Source organism: Vibrio sp. V12_P9A6T4 (assembly GCF_963874835.1).
GTDB classification, from domain to species: domain Bacteria; phylum Pseudomonadota; class Gammaproteobacteria; order Enterobacterales; family Vibrionaceae; genus Vibrio; species Vibrio anguillarum.
Genome location: NZ_CAWNJO010000057.1, coordinates 1 through 17,668 on the forward strand (window position 1 = coordinate 1; position 17,668 = coordinate 17,668).

Below are 17,668 nucleotides of genomic sequence, written 5' to 3' on the forward strand. Positions count from 1 at the left end.
TTTCTAGGGAGAGGATTATGAAGGGTTCAGTGATTAGGCGAATGTACGCTGGTTTCACACTGATCATCATCATGTTTGCAGTAACGACCGCCATTATGATGGGAGGAATGAATCAAATTCATTCTAATTTCGAAAGTGTATCAACCACTGCCTTACCGCTCGTTTCTTTGTCAAACAAAACAAGTGTTCAACTGCTTTCTGCCGATAAATCTTTTAAGGACTTTTTGACGACACAAAACCAAGATCGCATGAATGTGATGCGTTCAGAATTTGCTAAAGCAAAACAAGATTTTGCTGACGTGCTAAACCAGCTCCAACAAGCAAGTGCAATGAACCCCTCTCTTGAAGAGCGGATAAGCCAACTTAAACAGATGGAACTCCGCTACTTTTCAGAAGCAGAACAAGCCATGAATAATTATCAGGCGATGTTTGAGGCGCAAGCTCAAGTGCAAAAATCAACTCGTGAATTTCAAAGACTTCATGCCGATTTAAGCACCGGAATGAAAGATTTTGTCGATGGGCAAAATAGTATTTCAGTTAAAGTCATGGCGAAAAGTTATTTCATTAAATTGAAAGATGCGGAATTAATCACTTCAGACGCTTTGGCCAGTTCGGATGTCGCCTTTGTTGACAAGGCCGTCACCATGAATAAAAAAGCGGTCACGCACCTCAACTACGCTTACCGAGGCTTATCGACCCAGCTACCTGAGCTGAAAAAAACCTTTGACGATCTCGTCCAAAAGTTCTCTCAAGATATTGGGCAAAAGGGTGGTGTGCTTGATCAACACAATAGTTACTTACTAGCGAAAACAGCTCTTTATGAAAACATTGCGAATTTGGCTATCGAGGTCGATAAAGCAATGACGATTTTAGACTCTTTTAACGATACTGCGACCGACGGTTTAAATGCCTCTCTGCGAGAAGCCGGGGAAGTCTATAAGCAAGGAGTTATTAAAGCGATCGTGATTGGTATTGCGGTTGTGCTAGTGGCTACGGGTATTGGTTACCACATTGCGCAAAGTGTTCGTGAGCCGTTAAATCGTATACTCAAAACGCTAGAAGGGCTGACAAAAGGAGATATGACACAGCGCATTGAAATTCGTTACAACAACGAGTTTAGTCGCTTAAGTGGCCACATCAATTCGCTAGCAGATAATTTGCACCATATTTTGGTGCAGTTGAATGATGCTTCTGAAAATTTAACCAACACAGCTAACCATAACCAAACCACCTCTTCAAAAGCACAGTCACAACTCAGCACCCAACGTGAGCAAACCGCGAGCGTGGCAACTGCAATGACAGAAATGGCCCATTCAGTACAAGAAGTAGCGCAAAGTGCTCAAAGTTCGCTAGAGATGGTGCAGAAAGTTGAATCGGCTTCTGAATCGGGCCGTAAAATTATGAGTGACAATATCACTACTATTAATCAATTGGAGACTCGCTTAAATCAATCGGTTGATGCTGTCGGTGAACTGCAAAAAATGAGCAGCCAAATTGGTTCTATCTTGGATGTGATTCGTAACATTGCAGAACAAACCAACTTATTGGCGCTCAATGCCGCGATTGAAGCTGCTCGTGCTGGAGAGCAAGGGCGCGGGTTTGCAGTCGTAGCTGACGAAGTTCGTGTTTTGGCAAAACGCACAACGGATTCGACGTCTGAAATTGAAAGTATGATCAGCAACTTGCAATCCAGCTCATCTTCTGCCAGTACTGTTATTGAAAGCTGCATGACTGATATGGAACTTTCTGTCGAGCAAGCATCAACGGCGAATAGCGCAATGGAAGAGATCCAAGCGTTAATTCTAGAAATCAGTCAGATGAGTACTCATATTACACAGGCGGCCGCCGAGCAGAGTGAAACAACCGGTGACATTGCACGCAGTATCGAAGATATTAATTTAATCGCTGATGGTAGCTATCAAGCCATGTCTCAAATTGCACAGGCAAGCGCCAACCTAACTCAGCTTGCTAATCAGCAGAATGAATTAGTCCATCGTTTTACATTATGAGTGACCGTTAACAAACTCAACCCCATTTGTAAGTTACATGTAAATTATGTCTCAAGGGCGGCTTTTAATCTAAAGTCGCCCTTGTTTTTTTGATGCCACATCGTTATATGATAACTATCGGCTTGCGCATTATTATCTACCTCCTACTCTTTGCAAGCCAAACATGAGGATGATCTATGGCTGTTCATGTTGGCATTATCGACCAAGACCCTATTCGCTTGGTTACTCCCCTGCTTGATAATCGAACGGTAAGTTCGCACATTGTCTTCATCGGTGATCAAGACCAAAAATCAATGTATTTACGTTTACACTCGGTATTGAGTCAGCGCGACATCACTTCTGAGTTTTTTGAAATCCCATCAGGTTCCAATACCTCAGCAATCAAACAAGCTATCCAGTTTTTAGCGGAAGATTTGAAAACCAGATACGATGAAGTCAAGCTGAACGCAAGTTGTGGTTTGAGACATCGTTTATTATCCGTTTATGAGGTGTTCCGTAGCTATCAATGGCCTATTTTTGTCGTCGAACCGAACAGTGATCAGCTGTGTTGGCTTTATCCCGATGGTCAAAATAATACCCAAGTGCAAGACCACATTACCATTTCAGATTACTTAACCATTTTTGGCGCACGGGGTGAATTTAGTGAGCATCATATTCCGCCACAACTTGACCAAAAACTTTACGAACTCGGCGAGCGCTGGGCAAGTAATGCATTAGAACTTGGTCCTGGTTTAGCCACATTAAACTATTTAGCGACGACGTGCCGCAAAGAGCAGCGGCTAGATGTTGCACTTTCAGAAAAACAACAAGGCTATCGTGAACTTCATATTCTGTTGACCGATCTGGTCGAAGCACAAATCGCCACCTATCAAAATGGCATTTTAACCTTCGCCAACGAAGATGCGCGCCGATTTTCCAATGGAGAATGGTTAGAAACATTAGTGCACAGTACAATAAGGCAGATCCAAGATGATATGCCAACCATTCAAGATCGCTCTTTGAATGTTCAAGTCTACCGTCAATTAGGTGAGCGAGAAGTCAGAAATGAACTCGATGTCGCTACAGTGGTGAATAACAAACTGCATATTATTGAATGTAAAACGAAAGGTATGCGTGATGACGGCGATGATACGCTTTATAAGCTAGAATCATTACGTGATTTGCTTGGTGGCCTACAAGCTCGCGCTATGCTCGTGAGCTTTCGCCCACTCCGCCATAATGACATTACTCGTGCAGAAGATTTAGGGTTGGCCTTAATCGGCCCAGATGAACTGAAAGATTTAAAATTACATTTAGCCGCTTGGTTTAAAGAAGCGGGTGGTAACGAAGATATCTAACCTACAAAAAAGCCCGTTTCATACGGGCTTTTTTTACAGTAAAACGAATTTTCTAATGATCATCTTCTGTAAAATTTGTCGGTAACGTTGTTTTCATTTGATTCCATATGTGAGCGCTGTCAATACCGTAATGACGGATCACAATCGGCAACTGCTCACGATTGCCACTTTCACATACTGCTAATAATTCACGGTAAAACTGCAAGGCTAACTCGCGTGCTTCTGGATTAGAGAAATAATAGCTGCCAACTCGGTCATATAATTTCTTTAGCCCATTAAAAATCAAACCATAAATTTGATTTCCTGAGTGAAACGCTAAACGCTGAAATAACATGTAATCGTAAAAGTTAAAGGTTTTCGCAATCAAGGTTTGCTGACGTTTATATTCGTCTTTTTCACCATCATCTTTAATATGCTGTTGGATTTTCTGTGCATAAGGAGATAACTCCATAAAAGAATCCCAAGATTTAGCACTTAATAGTGCTTCACAGCTTTCGATAACATTAGTAATAGTGCGTTCGGCAGGCTCTTTGTTCACCTTAAATGCATAACGCATAAATATGGGGCTAATATTTGTCCGAGCCGCAAGTAAGTCTTCCACAATACTGGTGGCATTTTCAGCATCGAGCGTCATTAATGTATCTAATATGTGTAAACCGGAAGTTTCCATAAATTGGTTTACTTTTGTTGGCTTACCATGCTGTATAGTCAACCAACCATCACGGGCTAAGCGTTGTAATACTTCTCGAAGCGTTGTACGTGTTACACCAATTAATTCTGAAAGTTCGCGCTCTGCAGGTAAGATAGAACCCGGTGCAAAGCGACCATTCCAAATGCTCTCAATTATGTATTTTTCAGCAAAACCTGCTGGGCTTTTTGCCTTAATGACCATTAAGTACTTATCCAGTTTTCTATTTATTTGGGTCGAATGGGACTCATCATACCACTAGTTGAACGTTATCGGAAACAAACCATCCGCGAAGTTATCACAAACAAAATAGAGCTTAAACTCTAATTTAATCATCTTGTTTATGAACAATACCGAGTCAATGAAATGGTAATTTTTAGCAGTTCTTCAAAAGGAAGAACTCATAAGAGTAGAAAAAATAAAGAGATATAACTCACATTAATAAACTTAAAATAATCAATTTAAGCTTGCAAAATTCGCTCTTTTTAGTCATTTAGATGCCTATTACCTTAACTCCACTTCAAAATACGGCTCGGCGTGAATTTTTCACAACTCTTATGCTATGCTTACCCAACTTTGATCGCGTTTTTGACCAAAATATCGGTAAGTGTTTTATCAATAACCTGATTATTATTGACTAAAAAAGCTTGCGGAGTAGAGTGACGGTCGAAGTAAGGATTGCTTGTCTCACTCAAGGAGTGTCTTGGTAAAACCATAATCCCTAAACGGTTTGTTGTTTCGCTAGAACATTGCCGATAGATACTGTTTTCGTGTTTAACACGTTCTATTTGGCCACTTCACATAATGAATTAAAGATAAGCTGACAGCGTCTATCATCTCAACAGTAAGAGAACTACCCATGCCGATGTCCCTCGGAAGCGCTTTTCTCAAGAACTTTCTTGGTAAAGCCCCTGACTGGTACAAAGTTGCCATTATTGCTTTTCTCATTATCAACCCGATTGTTTTCTTTTTGGTCGACCCATTTATTGCTGGTTGGCTACTTGTGGTTGAATTCATTTTCACCCTAGCGATGGCGCTTAAATGCTATCCCCTACAACCTGGTGGCTTACTGGCTATCGAAGCTATCGCCATTGGGATGACCAGTGCAGAGCAAGTAAAACATGAGCTTGTGAATAACATCGAAGTTCTGCTGCTACTGGTGTTTATGGTGGCTGGTATCTATTTCATGAAACAGCTATTGCTGTTCATCTTCACCAAAATACTGCTTGGTATTCGTTCAAAAGCGATGCTTTCGGTCGCCTTTTGCATTACAGCTGCTTTCCTGTCTGCATTTTTGGATGCCTTAACAGTTATTGCCGTGGTCATCAGTGTCGCCGTCGGGTTTTACTCGATTTATCACAAAGTGGCATCGGGACAAGGGACAAGCTCCGCTCATGACCATACTCAAGATGAGCATATATCAGAACTAACACGTGATGACCTAGAAAACTATCGTGCGTTTTTGCGCTCACTACTGATGCATGCTGGCGTAGGTACCGCTTTAGGCGGGGTGATGACCATGGTTGGTGAACCACAAAACTTGATCATCGCCGATCAAGCAGGTTGGTTTTTTGGCGAGTTTATCATCCGTATGTCTCCGGTAACCGTACCTGTTTTTCTCTGTGGTATTTTGACCTGTGTATTGGTTGAAAAGCTGAAGCTATTTGGTTACGGCGCAGAATTACCCGCTAACGTTCGTCAAATTCTGGTCGATTTTGACACGGCTGAGCGCAAAAATCGAACCAATCAAGACGTCGCAAAACTTTGGATCCAAGGCGCTATTGCTGTCTGGCTGATTGTTGGATTGGCACTGCACTTAGCGGCAGTTGGATTGATTGGTCTTTCAGTTATTATTTTGGCGACAGCATTTACTGGTGTGATAGAAGAACATTCGCTAGGCAAAGCATTTGAAGAAGCCCTACCCTTTACGGCGCTGCTGGCGGTATTCTTCTCCATCGTAGCCGTAATTATCGATCAACAACTCTTTAAGCCAGTTATCGATGCTGTGTTGAATGTTGAAGATAAAGGGGCTCAGCTTGCTCTCTTCTATGTGGCTAACGGGCTTTTGTCGATGGTTTCGGATAACGTTTTCGTTGGCACTGTCTATATTAATGAAGTCAAAACAGCGCTACTAGAAGGTGTTATCACACGTGACCAATTCGATTTATTGGCTGTCGCGATTAACACAGGTACGAACTTACCGTCAGTAGCAACACCAAACGGTCAAGCCGCTTTCTTATTCTTATTAACATCAGCACTTGCACCATTGATCCGCCTTTCTTATGGCAAAATGGTCATCATGGCTCTGCCCTACACGATTGTATTGGCATTAGTTGGCCTGTTTGGCATTGTCTTCTTAGTTGAGCCCATGACTGCGCATTTTTATGACTTAGGGTGGATTACGCACCATTCAGCCAAAGCAGTTCAAGTCATCTCTGCCGGGCATTAAAATATTCGGTTGATAATGAAACTTATCTAAGTTAAAAAGCTCTGAACTATCAGGGCTTTTTATTCTTTACAGGTATTGAATGTGACTTTTTTTTCTACTCTGAAACTGTTCTCTCAATCGAGAAAATCTTGGTTTTTATTACTTCTTTTTGTGGTTTTTTTTGAGGCTTGTGCGCTTTTTTTTCAGCACATCATGATGCTCGCACCGTGTGTGATGTGCATTTATGAACGTGTGGCGATGCTAGGAATTGGCGGAGCAGCTCTGCTTGGCTTAATCGCACCCAATAATCCGATTGTTCGTTGGATTGGACTCGTTGCTTGGGGATCCAGTGCTTATAAAGGTTTGACCTTAGCTCTGCAACATGTGGATTACCAATTCAACCCTTCTCCTTTTGCCACTTGTGATTTATTTGTCACTTTCCCAAGCTGGGCACCACTCAATCAATGGGCACCTTGGATGTTCGAAGCTTACGGTGACTGTTCGAAAGTGGTATGGCAATTTTTAACGCTTTCTATGCCACAGTGGTTAGTGGTCATCTATGCTGCTAACTTGCTGGTGCTCGCTTTTGTTGTTTTAGCTCAGTTCGCGAAAACCCACGTCAATAAGCTGCGGTAATAACCTGCTTGATCAAAAAAGGCATCTCGCTAAGAGATGCCTTTGGGCTGATTCACATCGCTTACTCTGACGCAAGCAGCGGATCAACATTAATATACTTACCAATTTGTTGCCGTTTTACCGTTGGCACATAGGGTATTTCACCAAGCTTAGGCGCTGGAATGCGCGATTCCAACATTGCAATAATTTCAGCGTAATGCTCAGTTCCTGGGTTCACTCGGTTGGCTACCCAGCCAACAATCTTCAACCCGTCGGCAATAATACTTTCCGCTGTTAAAATTGCATGGCTTAAGCAACCTAGTTTAATCCCTACCACTAATACCACTGGTAGCTGTTCTTGTTTAACCCAAGTAGACAAGCAGTCAGTATCAGAGATCGGAACGCGCCAACCACCAGCACCTTCGATCAACACAATGTCAGCATTCGCTTTATGCTTAGCTAATTTGCTACTGAGTACGCCATAATCAATCTCGACGTGTTCATGTTTTGCTGCGATATGTGGTGATGTAGGGAGCGCTAAAGAATATGGATTCACATCACCATAGGGCATCTCTTTGGTTGCCGCTTTCATCAGATGTAATGCATCTGAGTTGCGTAAGCCAAATTCCGTTTTTTCGCTACCAGCGGCAACGGGTTTGTAGCCAATAGTCACCAAATCCTTGGCGGCTAATGCTTGTAGAATCGCTTTTGAAGCGACCGTTTTTCCAACGTCGGTGTCCGTACCCGCAATAAAAAATGCATCAATCATCGATGTATAACCCCTAAACAAACCTGATAAGTTGCAGGTAGAAGACCTTGATGGTTTTGAAATGTTTGGTATGCCTGCTCAACTTGCAGTAGAGCCTTGCGGCTTGTTAACCCTTGTGAGCGTCCACTTACGTGATTTGCACCAATTCCTTTAAGATCTCTCATCAAGGAAAAGGCTTTGTCATACCAAACTGTGATCGAAGCCAAGTCTAGTTGATGGTGGTAACCGTGAGATTGCGCTAACGCAATTTTTACCTGATTGAGTGTGATGAAATCATTGACGTGTTGATGTGTATCAATTTTTGTCCACGCTTGTTTCAGTTCAAACAGCGAACCGTCCAATAATGTCGAAAAATAAGCCGTCCCTTGTGGTTTCAATACGCGGTGAATTTGTCGCAGTGGTAGAACAAGGTCATCACACCACTGCAGCGCTAAGCTAGAAAAAACGTAATCAAAAGAGGCGTTGGCGAAAGGAAGCGCCTCAGCATCGGCTTGATAGTAGGTGACGCCAACATCACCACAACGTATTTTAGCTTGTACTAGCATCTCACTGGAGAGGTCAACACATACCACATACGCCCCTCTACGCCGCAGTTGCTCTGAAAAATAGCCCGTACCACAACCAAGATCGAGCACTCTTTTCCCTACTAGATTGCGCGGCATTTTGTCCAATAAACGGTGTCCTACGTCACGTTGAAAAGCGGCATGTACATCATAATGCTTTGCCGCGCGGCTAAAAGAGTGGGCAATGGCGGCTTTGTCATGCAGCGTATTTATCTCTATGGCATGAGTTTGTGACATATTCAGCTCTCCTCTAGCGCACGTTGCAGTTGTGTGGTTAGTTGCTCTATGTCAGCAATAGTGTGGTTGGCGGTTAGAGTGATACGCAATCGAGCACGGCCTTGAGCCACCGTTGGTGGGCGAATCGCGGTCAACCAACACCCACTATGTCGCAATTGATCGGCGATGTTCAATGCTGTTTGCGCCTCACCAACAAGGTAAGGTTTGATTGGCGTTAGCGTTTCAACATAGCCATCGAAACCTTGCATGGATTCAGCGTAATAAGCTTGCAGCTCAGTCAGTTTTTCTCTGCGCCACGGCTGCTGAGTGACCATTGAAATAGCATGAGTTACTGCATAAGCTTGCGCTGGCGGCATGGCTGTAGAATAGACGTGGTGACGAGCAAACTGCGTAAGAAAGTCACCCACCTCTTGATTGCATAAGATAGCTGCACCCGATAACCCCAAGGCTTTGCCAAAGGTCACCACTAAGAGCTGTGGTTTTATTCCTGCCGCGCTGCAACTGCCTGCCCCACCCTCGCCCAAAACACCGATGCCGTGTGCATCATCGACTGCCAACCACGCTTCACCTTGCAGTGCATCCGTGATTTCGCACAGCGGTGCACAATCACCATCCATGCTAAAGACCCCTTCAGTCACCACTAACGTATGACTATCGCGGTTAAACTGTTGCTTAAGATGAGTGACATCGTTGTGCCGAAAACGCTTCATACTGGCTGCGCAAAGCATTCCTGCTTCCATCAAAGAGGCGTGGTTAAGTTTATCTTGCAGTAGCAAATCGTCTTTATTGAGCAGGCTAAACAGCAGTGCCTGATTAGCACTAAAACCCGAGCCAAACAAAATAGCTCGCTCATAACCTAGCCACTCACACAAGTTAGATTCAAGGTTGCGATGGGCTGAGCTAAAGCCTGTGACCAAAGGAGATGCGCCACTACCGCAACCATACATACTCAGCCCTTGCTGCCAAGCGGCAATCAATTCTGAGTCATGTGCAAGGCCAAGGTAATCGTTACTGGAAAAGTTAAGATACTGGCGGCCATCTTTGCACAATCGAACCTGGTTGCCTCCCTCAAGCTCGATAAGAGAACGAGAAAGCCCAAGATCGTGACGAGCACTGAGCGCCGCTGAAATACGTGAATTAAACGCTGGCATCGTAGAAAAGATCATCTTTAGTAGGACGAGCTGCCACCCGTTTTACGACACGTTCAAGCAGCTCACTTTCTGCAACTTCATCCGGTTTTTGGCTCACTTGTTGGCTATTGATACCCAGTTTTTTAAATAACTGCATATCGCTATCTTCATCAGGATTAGGAGTCGTTAGCAACTTGCAACCGTAGAAAATGGAGTTTGCACCTGCCATAAAGCACAGCGCTTGCATCTGCTCATTCATATTTTCACGTCCAGCCGATAAACGCACCGCCGATTGTGGCATCATGATCCGAGCAACGGCAATCAGACGAATAAAATCAAACGCTTCGACATCTTCGGCTTGCTCTAACGGTGTGCCTTTCACTTTGACCAGCATATTAATCGGTACACTTTCAGGATGGGTTGGTAAGTTCGCTAATTCCACCAACAGGCCAGCGCGGTCATTAGCGCTCTCTCCCATACCGATAATTCCCCCAGAGCAGATCTTCATTCCTGCATCGCGCACGTGCGATAAGGTATCAAGGCGATCTTGATAGGTTCGGGTGGTGATAATGTTGCCATAGTATTCAGGTGAGGTATCTAGGTTGTGGTTGTAGTAATCAAGCCCTGCACTGGCCAACTCGCTTGCTTGATCAGGCGTTAGCATGCCCAACGTCATACACGTTTCCAAGCCCATCTCTTTCACGCCACTGATCATCTCTTTCAAGAGAGGCATATCACGCGCTTTCGGGTTTTTCCACGCCGCTCCCATGCAAAAGCGGGTCGACCCAGAGCGCTTCGCTTTTTGCGCCGCGTCTAACACCCGCTCGACTTCCATCAACCGTTCTTTATCAACATCAGTCCGGTAATGCGCACTCTGCGGGCAATATTTACAATCTTCAGGACACGCCCCCGTCTTAATAGAAAGTAACGTACTGACCTGAACATAATTTTTGGGATGGTATTGACGATGTACTTGCTGCGCTTCAAACAGTAGATCCATAAACGGCTTTTCGACCAGTGCGTTCACCTCAGCAACGGTCCAGTTATGACGAACTTCCACATCTCTTCCTTATTCAGTTTTATTATTTTGTTGCTTGGCTAGTCTACTGACAAGCGATAAACTGTCAACAACCAAAGAGAACACAAGTTTACGTTTGATTAATATTTAATCAAACTCAGCAATATGGACTGATCATGGATTTACTCTTCGACCGCCAACATATCTGGCATCCCTACACTTCAACGCTGACGCCATTGACTTGTTATCCCGTCACTCACGCTCAAGGTGTCCATCTTTATTTGGAAGATGGGCGACGCTTGATTGATGGAATGTCCTCTTGGTGGGCAACTATTCATGGTTATAACCATCCACACCTTAATTACGCTGCGCATCAGCAAATTGATAAAATGTCACACGTGATGTTTGGCGGTATCACACATCAACCCGCCATTACGCTTTGTAAAAAATTACTGGCATTAGCGCCAAGCAATCTTGAGCACGTATTTTTAGCCGATTCTGGCTCTGTCGCCGTGGAGGTCAGTTTAAAAATGGCGCTGCAATACTGGCATGCAAAAGGTCAACCGCGAGCGAAATTTCTCACCTTACGTCATGGCTATCACGGCGATACGTTTGCCGCGATGTCAGTCACTGATCCAGATAATTCAATGCATTCGCTCTACAAAGGTTTTTTGCCGCAGCATATTTTTGCCGATTCGCCAACTTGCGGTTTTTGGGATGAGTGGGATGAACGCGATCTCGATGATTTTCGAGATAAAATAATGCACTCTCATCAAGAGCTTGCGGCGGTGATTTTAGAACCAATTGTGCAAGGTGCTGGCGGTATGCGTATCTATCATCCTCAGTTTTTAAAAGGCGTGCGCGCACTTTGCGATCAATATGGTTTGCTACTGATTGCCGATGAGATTGCAACTGGATTTGGCCGTACTGGAAAGCTCTTCGCCTGCGAGCACGCTAATATCGCGCCTGATATTTTATGTGTCGGCAAGGCCTTAACGGGTGGCTATATGACGCTTTCGGCCACACTGGCGACCAAGCAAGTCGCCGATACGGTTTGTGCTGGCGAAGCGGGCTGCTTTATGCATGGGCCAACCTTTATGGCTAATCCATTAGCGTGCGCCGTCGCCTGCGCTAGCTTAGAGCTCATCGAACAGGGCGATTGGCAACAGCAAACCAAGCGTATTGAAGCGCAATTTGCTCATTTACTGCCCATGCTTAACCGTTTTGAGATGGTAAAAGAGACGCGCTGGCTGGGCGCTATCGGCGTGATTGAAACGCATCGCCCTGTCAATATGGAAGTCATTCAAGCGCTATTTGTTGAGCAAGGGGTCTGGATCCGTCCTTTTGGCTGTTTAATCTATGTGATGCCACCGTTTATTAGCCAAGTAGATGACATTGAAAAACTGATCAACGCTGTAGCGGTGGCATTGCAAAATTCGCAATGCTTTCAAATCGATGGGGCTTAAATAGAACCGACATAGAATATTGATGCATAAAAAAACCGACTCGCAAGTCGGTTTTTTTACTGTGTTTAACGCATCATGATTAACCGATATGCGTTGCGCCACCCATGTATGGTTGCAGTACGCTAGGAACGGCAATACGGCCATCGGCTTGTTGGTTGTTTTCCAAAATGGCTACCATAGTACGACCCACAGCAAGGCCTGAACCGTTCAGCGTGTGTACAAGCTCAGGTTTATTGCCGCCTTTGCGACGGAAACGGGCTTGCATACGACGCGCTTGGAAATCCCACATGTTTGAGCAAGAGGAGATCTCACGGTATGTGCCTTGCGCAGGAACCCACACTTCTAGATCGTAAGTTTTGCGAGAGCCAAAGCCCATGTCACCTGCACACAACACCACTTTACGGTACGGCAGTTCAAGCAATTTCAGCACTTTTTCCGCATGACCGGTTAACTCTTCCAGCGCCGCCATTGAATCTTCTGGGCGCGTAATCTGAACCAATTCGACTTTATCAAATTGGTGCATACGGATAAGACCACGTGTATCGCGACCATACGATCCCGCCTCAGAACGGAAACAAGGTGTATGAGCTGTCATTTTCAATGGCAGATCGGCTTCGTCAGAAATGGTGTCACGCACCAAGTTCGTTACCGGTACTTCAGCCGTTGGGATAAGAGACAGTTTACGTGGCTCTTCATCATTCACTTTTTCAGTTAGTGGCTCAGTATGGAATAGGTCTTGACCAAATTTAGGTAGCTGACCAGTACCAAACAGGCTGTCAGCGTTGACAAGATAAGGGACATACATTTCTGTATAACCATGTTCTTGTGTGTGCAAGTCCAGCATGAACTGAGCAATCGCACGGTGCAGACGAGCAAATTGGCCTTTCATCACGATAAAGCGAGCGCCAGTAATTTTAGTCGCACTAGCAAAATCTAAACCACCGGCCATTTCACCAAGATCAACGTGATCTCTGAGCTCAAAATCGTAAGTTTTGGGTTCGCCCCAACGAGAAACTTCTACGTTGTCATTTTCATCTTTACCATCAGGAACCGATTCATCTGGTACGTTGGGTACAGACATAGTAATCGCATCCAATTGTGCTTGGATGTCATTCAACTGCGCTTTTTTCGCGTCTAAGTCACTGCCTAGAGAGCCGATTTGTAGCTTGACTGCTTCTGCGCCCGCTTTGTCGCCGGCGGCCATTTTTTGGCCAATTTCTTTGGAGATGGAGTTGCGCGAGGATTGTAAATTTTCAACTTCTACTTGAATGGACTTACGTTGTTCTTCAAGTTGACGAATTGTCTCAACGTCGAGTTTGAAACCGCGACGCGCTAATTTTGCAGCTGTTTCATCCAGCTCAGTGCGAAGTAATTTAGAATCCAGCATTGCTAATCCTATGCTTTTAGTTATGAAAAACGCGCCTGCATCCCTTTCTAATAAGAGCGACGCGTAGAGAAAATTGAACCCGACAAAGATAACGAAAAGAGACTATTTTTCATAGCGCTTTTGTGGGCTTTTTGCATCTAAACTAGCCAAGTAATCTAACTTTTCACCAATTTTGGTTTCTAAACCTCGATTTGTTGGCTGGTAGTAGCGTGTATCGCTCATTTCAGGCGGCAAATAACTTTCGCCAGCCGAGTAAGCTCCCGGTTCATCGTGGGCATAGCGATATTGTGCTCCATAACCAAGATCTTTCATCAAACTGGTTGGTGCATTACGCAAATGAGGCGGCACCTCATACTCTGGCAAATTATGCGCATCAGCTAAGGCTTGCTTCCACGCGCTATACACGGCATTACTTTTGGGCGCACACGCTAAATAGACAATCGCTTGTGCAATCGCACGTTCACCTTCCGCAGGACCAACGCGGGTAAAACAGTCCCAAGCGGCGAGCGCCACCTGCATGCCTCTTGGGTCGGCGTTGCCGACATCTTCCGAAGCTATCGCCAATAAACGACGAGCGATATAAAGTGGATCGCAGCCTGCTGCGATCATTCTGGCCGACCAATACAGCGCCGCATCGGGGTTGGAACCTCGAATCGATTTATGCACCGCAGAGATAAGGTCGTACCAAATATCGCCTTTATTATCAAAGCGCGACACTTTTTCGCCTGCCACTTCGGCCAACAGTTTGAGCGTAATGAGTTTTTCACCTTGCGCATTCTCTTCGGCCATGTCGTACAGCAGCTCAAGATAATTGAGTGACATGCGCGCATCACCATTGACCAATTCAGCCAAACGTTCGAGCACGTTATCCATAAACTGCGCTGCGACTTTACCTAAACCGCGATCGGCATCGTTGATTGCTTGATTGAGCGCCAGCAAAATTTCATCGCTAGCCAGCGAGGTTAATTTGTACACCCGAGCACGAGATAGCAAAGCGTTGTTGAGTTCAAAAGAGGGATTCTCTGTCGTGGCACCAATGAAAGTCACAGTGCCATCTTCAATGTGTGGCAAAAAAGCATCTTGTTGAGATTTATTAAAGCGATGCACTTCGTCTACAAACAAAATAGTACGTCGGCCCGCCATTTTGTTTTCGCGCGCTTTTTCAATGGCAGCACGGATCTCTTTAACGCCAGAAGTTACCGCAGAAACACGTTCAACCTCTGCATTGGCGTAATTCGCCGCCACTTCAGCTAAGGTCGTTTTGCCCGTACCGGGCGGCCCCCACAAGATCATCGAATGAATATGACCGGCCTCTAATGCACGCCGCAAGGGTTTACCCACGCCTAAAATGTGCTGCTGGCCAATATACTGCTCAACCGTCTGAGGGCGCATTTTCGCGGCCAACGGACGGAAATCTTCATCACCCGAAAAATCTAAGCTGTAGTTACCCACACTATAATTACTCACGCCTTAGTCCCTATCTCAATTACGTTGATCATCAACCTCGACACCTTGCGGGATCTGGAACGTGAAACGCGCTTTAGCGGCCGGTGTTAGTTGTACATCGCTAAACGTAAACAGACTCTTCTGCCCATCTTGTTCAATCACGTTAAAACCTTTCACGATCCCTTTCTCATCAATCGCTATCTGAAACTGCCCTTGGTTTGAATCTACCGCGGTTGGCGTTAGGGTGAAATCATCACCGTTTTGTGCAACCTTGTAGTGATCCCAATCACTGGCGCGATTACGAGTCAGCAATACAAAGGGAGTTTGTTCCGTCGCTTGTTCTTGATTATAAATACTCACTTGTTCGATAAATGGACTGTAATACCACAAGGTTTTACCATCAGACACCAGTAAGTTTTCATCAGGAGCGGTCGTTTGCCAACGGAAAAGGCTTGGCCGAACAATATCAACTTTCCCCTGACCTTCCATCACAATATCACCTTCAGGGCTGATCACTTGCTGGGCAAAGGTAGCGCTAAAACCAGCGTTCAGCGCGAGGCGTTGGCTCAACTCCTCTTTTGGCGCAGCCAAAACAGCGACAGAAAAACTACACAGCAACAGGGCTAACACTCTTTTCATGATTACCACACTCCATGGATAACAATTTTTTGTCTATAACGTTTTCTATAACGTTTATTGATAAGGCCCTCTTCTCTTAAGAAGCGTTCGCTTATCAGAACAACTTATTTATCAGAATAACTCGTTTATAAGGGCTTATTTGCTTGGGTTTGTCAGCGTTTTGTTGAGATTAAACCTCAGGCGGCGTACTTTACTGGCCACAGCACTGTTTGAATTTTTTGCCACTGGCGCACGGACAAGGATCATTGCGTCCAATCTCTTTAAATGGGTTAACCCGCTGCGTTTTCATGCCGAGCATTAATTCATCAGCCATTAACGCGACTTCTGTGATCATGACATCCAACTGCTCAGCAAAATCACTCAAACTGGGTGGTGTTGCAAAACCCGCTTCGCTCATCTGCTGCTGTGTTTGTGTTTCATCGATGGCTAACATGAAGGTGGTCAACAAAGCTTGTAGCATGCGCAGGCTACCATCACCAATTTGAGTCTCTAACCATTGCGGTTCAACGACTGGCCAGACGCTCATAAACCCTTCAGCAAAATCAGCCCACTGAGTCGCATTATCTAGCAAGGCTAACGCCGAATATTCGCTACGTTTGAGCAAGTTATATTGCAGATTAATTTGCGCCGTCACCGCTGGTTCAAGTGCTTTGACTTGCTCCCCCACTAAAGGTTCTAACCAAGTTGTGGGTTCTAACGGCTTAGTGGCGAAATTGGATGCCAAAATAGCCCCTTCAAAAAAATGAGCGGATTGAGGAGCTGATTGAGGAAGAGAGAGCAATGAGTAGGTCATGAAAATCTGTACAGTTAAAATGGTTGACCAAGGATTATATACCAACTCTTGCATTTAGTGACTTTTGATTCGGTAACCACTACAATCTCGCCTCGAATTTTTAAGGCGAAATGATGATGCGTGTAATTTTGGGCCCAATGGAGGGTGTGCTAGACCACTTGATGCGTGAACTGCTCACCCAGATGAATGATTACGATCTGTGCGTGACTGAATTTGTGCGTGTCGTTGACCAATTATTGCCTGACCACGTTTTTTATCGCCTTTGTCCTGAACTGAAAACAGGCTCAAAAACGCAAGCTGGTGTTCCCGTGCACGTTCAACTGCTCGGCCAAGAGCCACATTGGATGGCAGAAAATGCCGCACGAGTTGCTGAATTAGGCGCGCACGGCATTGATTTGAATTTTGGTTGCCCAGCGAAAACGGTCAACAAACACAAAGGCGGTGCGGCGCTGTTACAACATCCGGAATTGATTAATCAAGTGGTAAAATCATGCCGAGATGCGGTACCGAAAGCGATCCCTGTTTCGGCTAAAATCCGCTTAGGTTGGGAAGACCCTAACGACTGCTTTGAAATTGTCGATGCGATTGAACAAGCTGGAGCAAACGAGCTCACAGTTCATGCCCGAACAAAAGCGGGCGGTTATCGCGCCAGTGAAATTAAGTGGGATTACATTAATCAGATACGCCAGAAGACGTCTCTGCCTCTGATCGCTAATGGCGAAATTTGGAACTATGACGATGGTCAAGCCTGTATTAAAGCGACGGGCGTAGAGTCATTGATGGTTTGTCGAGGCGCATTCAACGTTCCCAATTTAGGCAATGTGGTCAAACATAACCATAAAGTGATGCCTTGGCATGATGTGGTTGATCTGCTCCTGCGCTATTCGCAATTTGAAATTAGAGGCGATAAAGGCTTTTACTATCCCAATCGAGTCAAGCAATGGTTTACCTACTTGCGTCAAGAATATCCTCAAGCTAACGAGCTATTTCGCGAAATCAGGACCTTCACCAAATCAGAACCTATCGTGGAGCACATTCAGCGTTATCGTGATCGGTTACAAAACACCTTGTAATGCGTTTTCTTCAGGCTTTCTCAACCTCACGCCGAGAAAGCCTGTTGCTGCTTAGTCAACCACTGTGTTA

General features: G+C 45.0%; 15 protein-coding genes. 6 read left to right on the forward strand and 9 right to left on the reverse strand.

What is annotated here, in order from left to right; all coding sequences use genetic code 11:
• The first annotated feature begins 17 nt into the window (after positions 1-17).
• Positions 18-2,009 (forward strand): methyl-accepting chemotaxis protein, encoded by a 1,992-nt coding sequence (locus tag AACQ42_RS09275; RefSeq protein ID WP_026027184.1) that lies wholly within the window; start codon positions 18-20, stop codon positions 2,007-2,009.
• Positions 2,010-2,185: 176 nt separating this feature from the next.
• The gene (locus AACQ42_RS09280; RefSeq protein WP_013856516.1) at positions 2,186-3,346 is read left to right on the forward strand and encodes a DUF1887 family protein; all 1,161 of its coding nucleotides are present in this window, start codon (positions 2,186-2,188) and stop codon (positions 3,344-3,346) included.
• Positions 3,347-3,398: 52 nt separating this feature from the next.
• On the opposite strand, the gene fadR is transcribed toward AACQ42_RS09280, so the two are convergent.
• Positions 3,399-4,238 carry a fatty acid metabolism transcriptional regulator FadR gene (gene fadR, locus AACQ42_RS09285; RefSeq protein WP_064625574.1) on the reverse strand — a complete coding sequence of 280 codons (840 nt, stop codon included), beginning with the start codon at positions 4,236-4,238 and terminating at the stop codon, positions 3,399-3,401.
• A 655-nt stretch (positions 4,239-4,893) separates the two neighbouring features.
• Here fadR and nhaB point away from each other — a divergent pair.
• Positions 4,894-6,483 carry a Na(+)/H(+) antiporter NhaB gene (gene nhaB / locus AACQ42_RS09290; RefSeq protein ID WP_094166149.1) on the forward strand — a complete coding sequence of 530 codons (1,590 nt, stop codon included), beginning with the start codon at positions 4,894-4,896 and terminating at the stop codon, positions 6,481-6,483.
• A gap of 75 nt (positions 6,484-6,558) precedes the next feature.
• Positions 6,559-7,098 (forward strand): disulfide bond formation protein DsbB, encoded by a 540-nt coding sequence (dsbB, locus tag AACQ42_RS09295; RefSeq protein ID WP_094166150.1) that lies wholly within the window; start codon positions 6,559-6,561, stop codon positions 7,096-7,098.
• A gap of 61 nt (positions 7,099-7,159) precedes the next feature.
• On the opposite strand, the gene bioD is transcribed toward dsbB, so the two are convergent.
• The 4 genes from bioD to bioB are packed head-to-tail and all read right to left on the reverse strand — an operon-like array spanning position 7,160 to position 10,836.
• A complete protein-coding gene (bioD, locus tag AACQ42_RS09300) occupies positions 7,160-7,846 on the reverse strand; it encodes a dethiobiotin synthase (RefSeq protein ID WP_038148451.1) in 687 nt (228 codons plus the stop codon).
• Positions 7,843-8,646, reverse strand: coding sequence for a malonyl-ACP O-methyltransferase BioC (gene bioC, locus AACQ42_RS09305; protein ID WP_094166151.1), 804 nt, complete (start codon positions 8,644-8,646; stop codon positions 7,843-7,845). Before bioC ends, bioD begins: the two co-directional genes overlap by 4 nt.
• A gap of 2 nt (positions 8,647-8,648) precedes the next feature.
• Complete coding sequence (gene bioF / locus AACQ42_RS09310; protein WP_094147319.1) at positions 8,649-9,812, reverse strand: 8-amino-7-oxononanoate synthase; 1,164 nt, start codon at positions 9,810-9,812, stop codon at positions 8,649-8,651.
• Positions 9,784-10,836 carry a biotin synthase BioB gene (gene bioB, locus AACQ42_RS09315; RefSeq protein ID WP_013856509.1) on the reverse strand — a complete coding sequence of 351 codons (1,053 nt, stop codon included), beginning with the start codon at positions 10,834-10,836 and terminating at the stop codon, positions 9,784-9,786. The genes bioF and bioB overlap by 29 nt, the downstream gene beginning before the upstream one ends.
• Before the next feature lie 134 nt (positions 10,837-10,970).
• Between bioB and bioA the strand changes: the two genes are divergently transcribed.
• The gene (bioA, locus tag AACQ42_RS09320; protein ID WP_094166152.1) at positions 10,971-12,260 is read left to right on the forward strand and encodes an adenosylmethionine--8-amino-7-oxononanoate transaminase; all 1,290 of its coding nucleotides are present in this window, start codon (positions 10,971-10,973) and stop codon (positions 12,258-12,260) included.
• Between the two features lie 79 nt (positions 12,261-12,339).
• Here bioA and serS read toward each other — a convergent pair whose 3' ends face one another.
• The 4 genes from serS to AACQ42_RS09340 all read right to left on the reverse strand — a co-directional run bounded on the left by serS (position 12,340) and on the right by AACQ42_RS09340 (position 16,579).
• The gene (gene serS, locus AACQ42_RS09325) at positions 12,340-13,647 is read right to left on the reverse strand and encodes a serine--tRNA ligase (protein ID WP_013856507.1); all 1,308 of its coding nucleotides are present in this window, start codon (positions 13,645-13,647) and stop codon (positions 12,340-12,342) included.
• A gap of 102 nt (positions 13,648-13,749) precedes the next feature.
• A complete protein-coding gene (locus AACQ42_RS09330) occupies positions 13,750-15,099 on the reverse strand; it encodes a replication-associated recombination protein A (RefSeq protein WP_094166153.1) in 1,350 nt (449 codons plus the stop codon).
• Positions 15,100-15,129: 30 nt separating this feature from the next.
• Positions 15,130-15,732 carry an outer membrane lipoprotein chaperone LolA gene (gene lolA / locus AACQ42_RS09335; protein WP_026027187.1) on the reverse strand — a complete coding sequence of 201 codons (603 nt, stop codon included), beginning with the start codon at positions 15,730-15,732 and terminating at the stop codon, positions 15,130-15,132.
• Positions 15,733-15,922: 190 nt separating this feature from the next.
• Positions 15,923-16,579, reverse strand: a complete 657-nt coding sequence (locus tag AACQ42_RS09340) for a YecA family protein (protein WP_094166154.1) — start codon at positions 16,577-16,579, stop codon at positions 15,923-15,925.
• 62 nt (positions 16,580-16,641) lie between these two features.
• On the opposite strand from AACQ42_RS09340, the gene dusC reads away from it, so the two are divergent.
• Positions 16,642-17,598: a tRNA dihydrouridine(16) synthase DusC gene (dusC, locus tag AACQ42_RS09345; RefSeq protein ID WP_094166157.1), complete on the forward strand. Its 957-nt coding sequence runs from the start codon at positions 16,642-16,644 to the stop codon at positions 17,596-17,598.
• Positions 17,599-17,668 lie beyond the last annotated feature (70 nt).

Coding starts and splice junctions, on each gene's coding strand:
- AACQ42_RS09275 (WP_026027184.1), top strand. CDS start 18: ATGAAGGGTTCAGTGATTAGGCGAATGTACGCTGGTTTCACACTGATC.
- AACQ42_RS09280 (WP_013856516.1), top strand. CDS start 2,186: ATGGCTGTTCATGTTGGCATTATCGACCAAGACCCTATTCGCTTGGTT.
- fadR (WP_064625574.1), bottom strand. CDS start 4,238: ATGGTCATTAAGGCAAAAAGCCCAGCAGGTTTTGCTGAAAAATACATA.
- nhaB (WP_094166149.1), top strand. CDS start 4,894: ATGCCGATGTCCCTCGGAAGCGCTTTTCTCAAGAACTTTCTTGGTAAA.
- bioD (WP_038148451.1), bottom strand. CDS start 7,846: ATGATTGATGCATTTTTTATTGCGGGTACGGACACCGACGTTGGAAAA.
- bioC (WP_094166151.1), bottom strand. CDS start 8,646: ATGTCACAAACTCATGCCATAGAGATAAATACGCTGCATGACAAAGCC.
- bioF (WP_094147319.1), bottom strand. CDS start 9,812: ATGATCTTTTCTACGATGCCAGCGTTTAATTCACGTATTTCAGCGGCG.
- bioA (WP_094166152.1), top strand. CDS start 10,971: ATGGATTTACTCTTCGACCGCCAACATATCTGGCATCCCTACACTTCA.
- serS (WP_013856507.1), bottom strand. CDS start 13,647: ATGCTGGATTCTAAATTACTTCGCACTGAGCTGGATGAAACAGCTGCA.
- lolA (WP_026027187.1), bottom strand. CDS start 15,732: ATGAAAAGAGTGTTAGCCCTGTTGCTGTGTAGTTTTTCTGTCGCTGTT.
- AACQ42_RS09340 (WP_094166154.1), bottom strand. CDS start 16,579: ATGCAAGAGTTGGTATATAATCCTTGGTCAACCATTTTAACTGTACAG.
- dusC (WP_094166157.1), top strand. CDS start 16,642: ATGCGTGTAATTTTGGGCCCAATGGAGGGTGTGCTAGACCACTTGATG.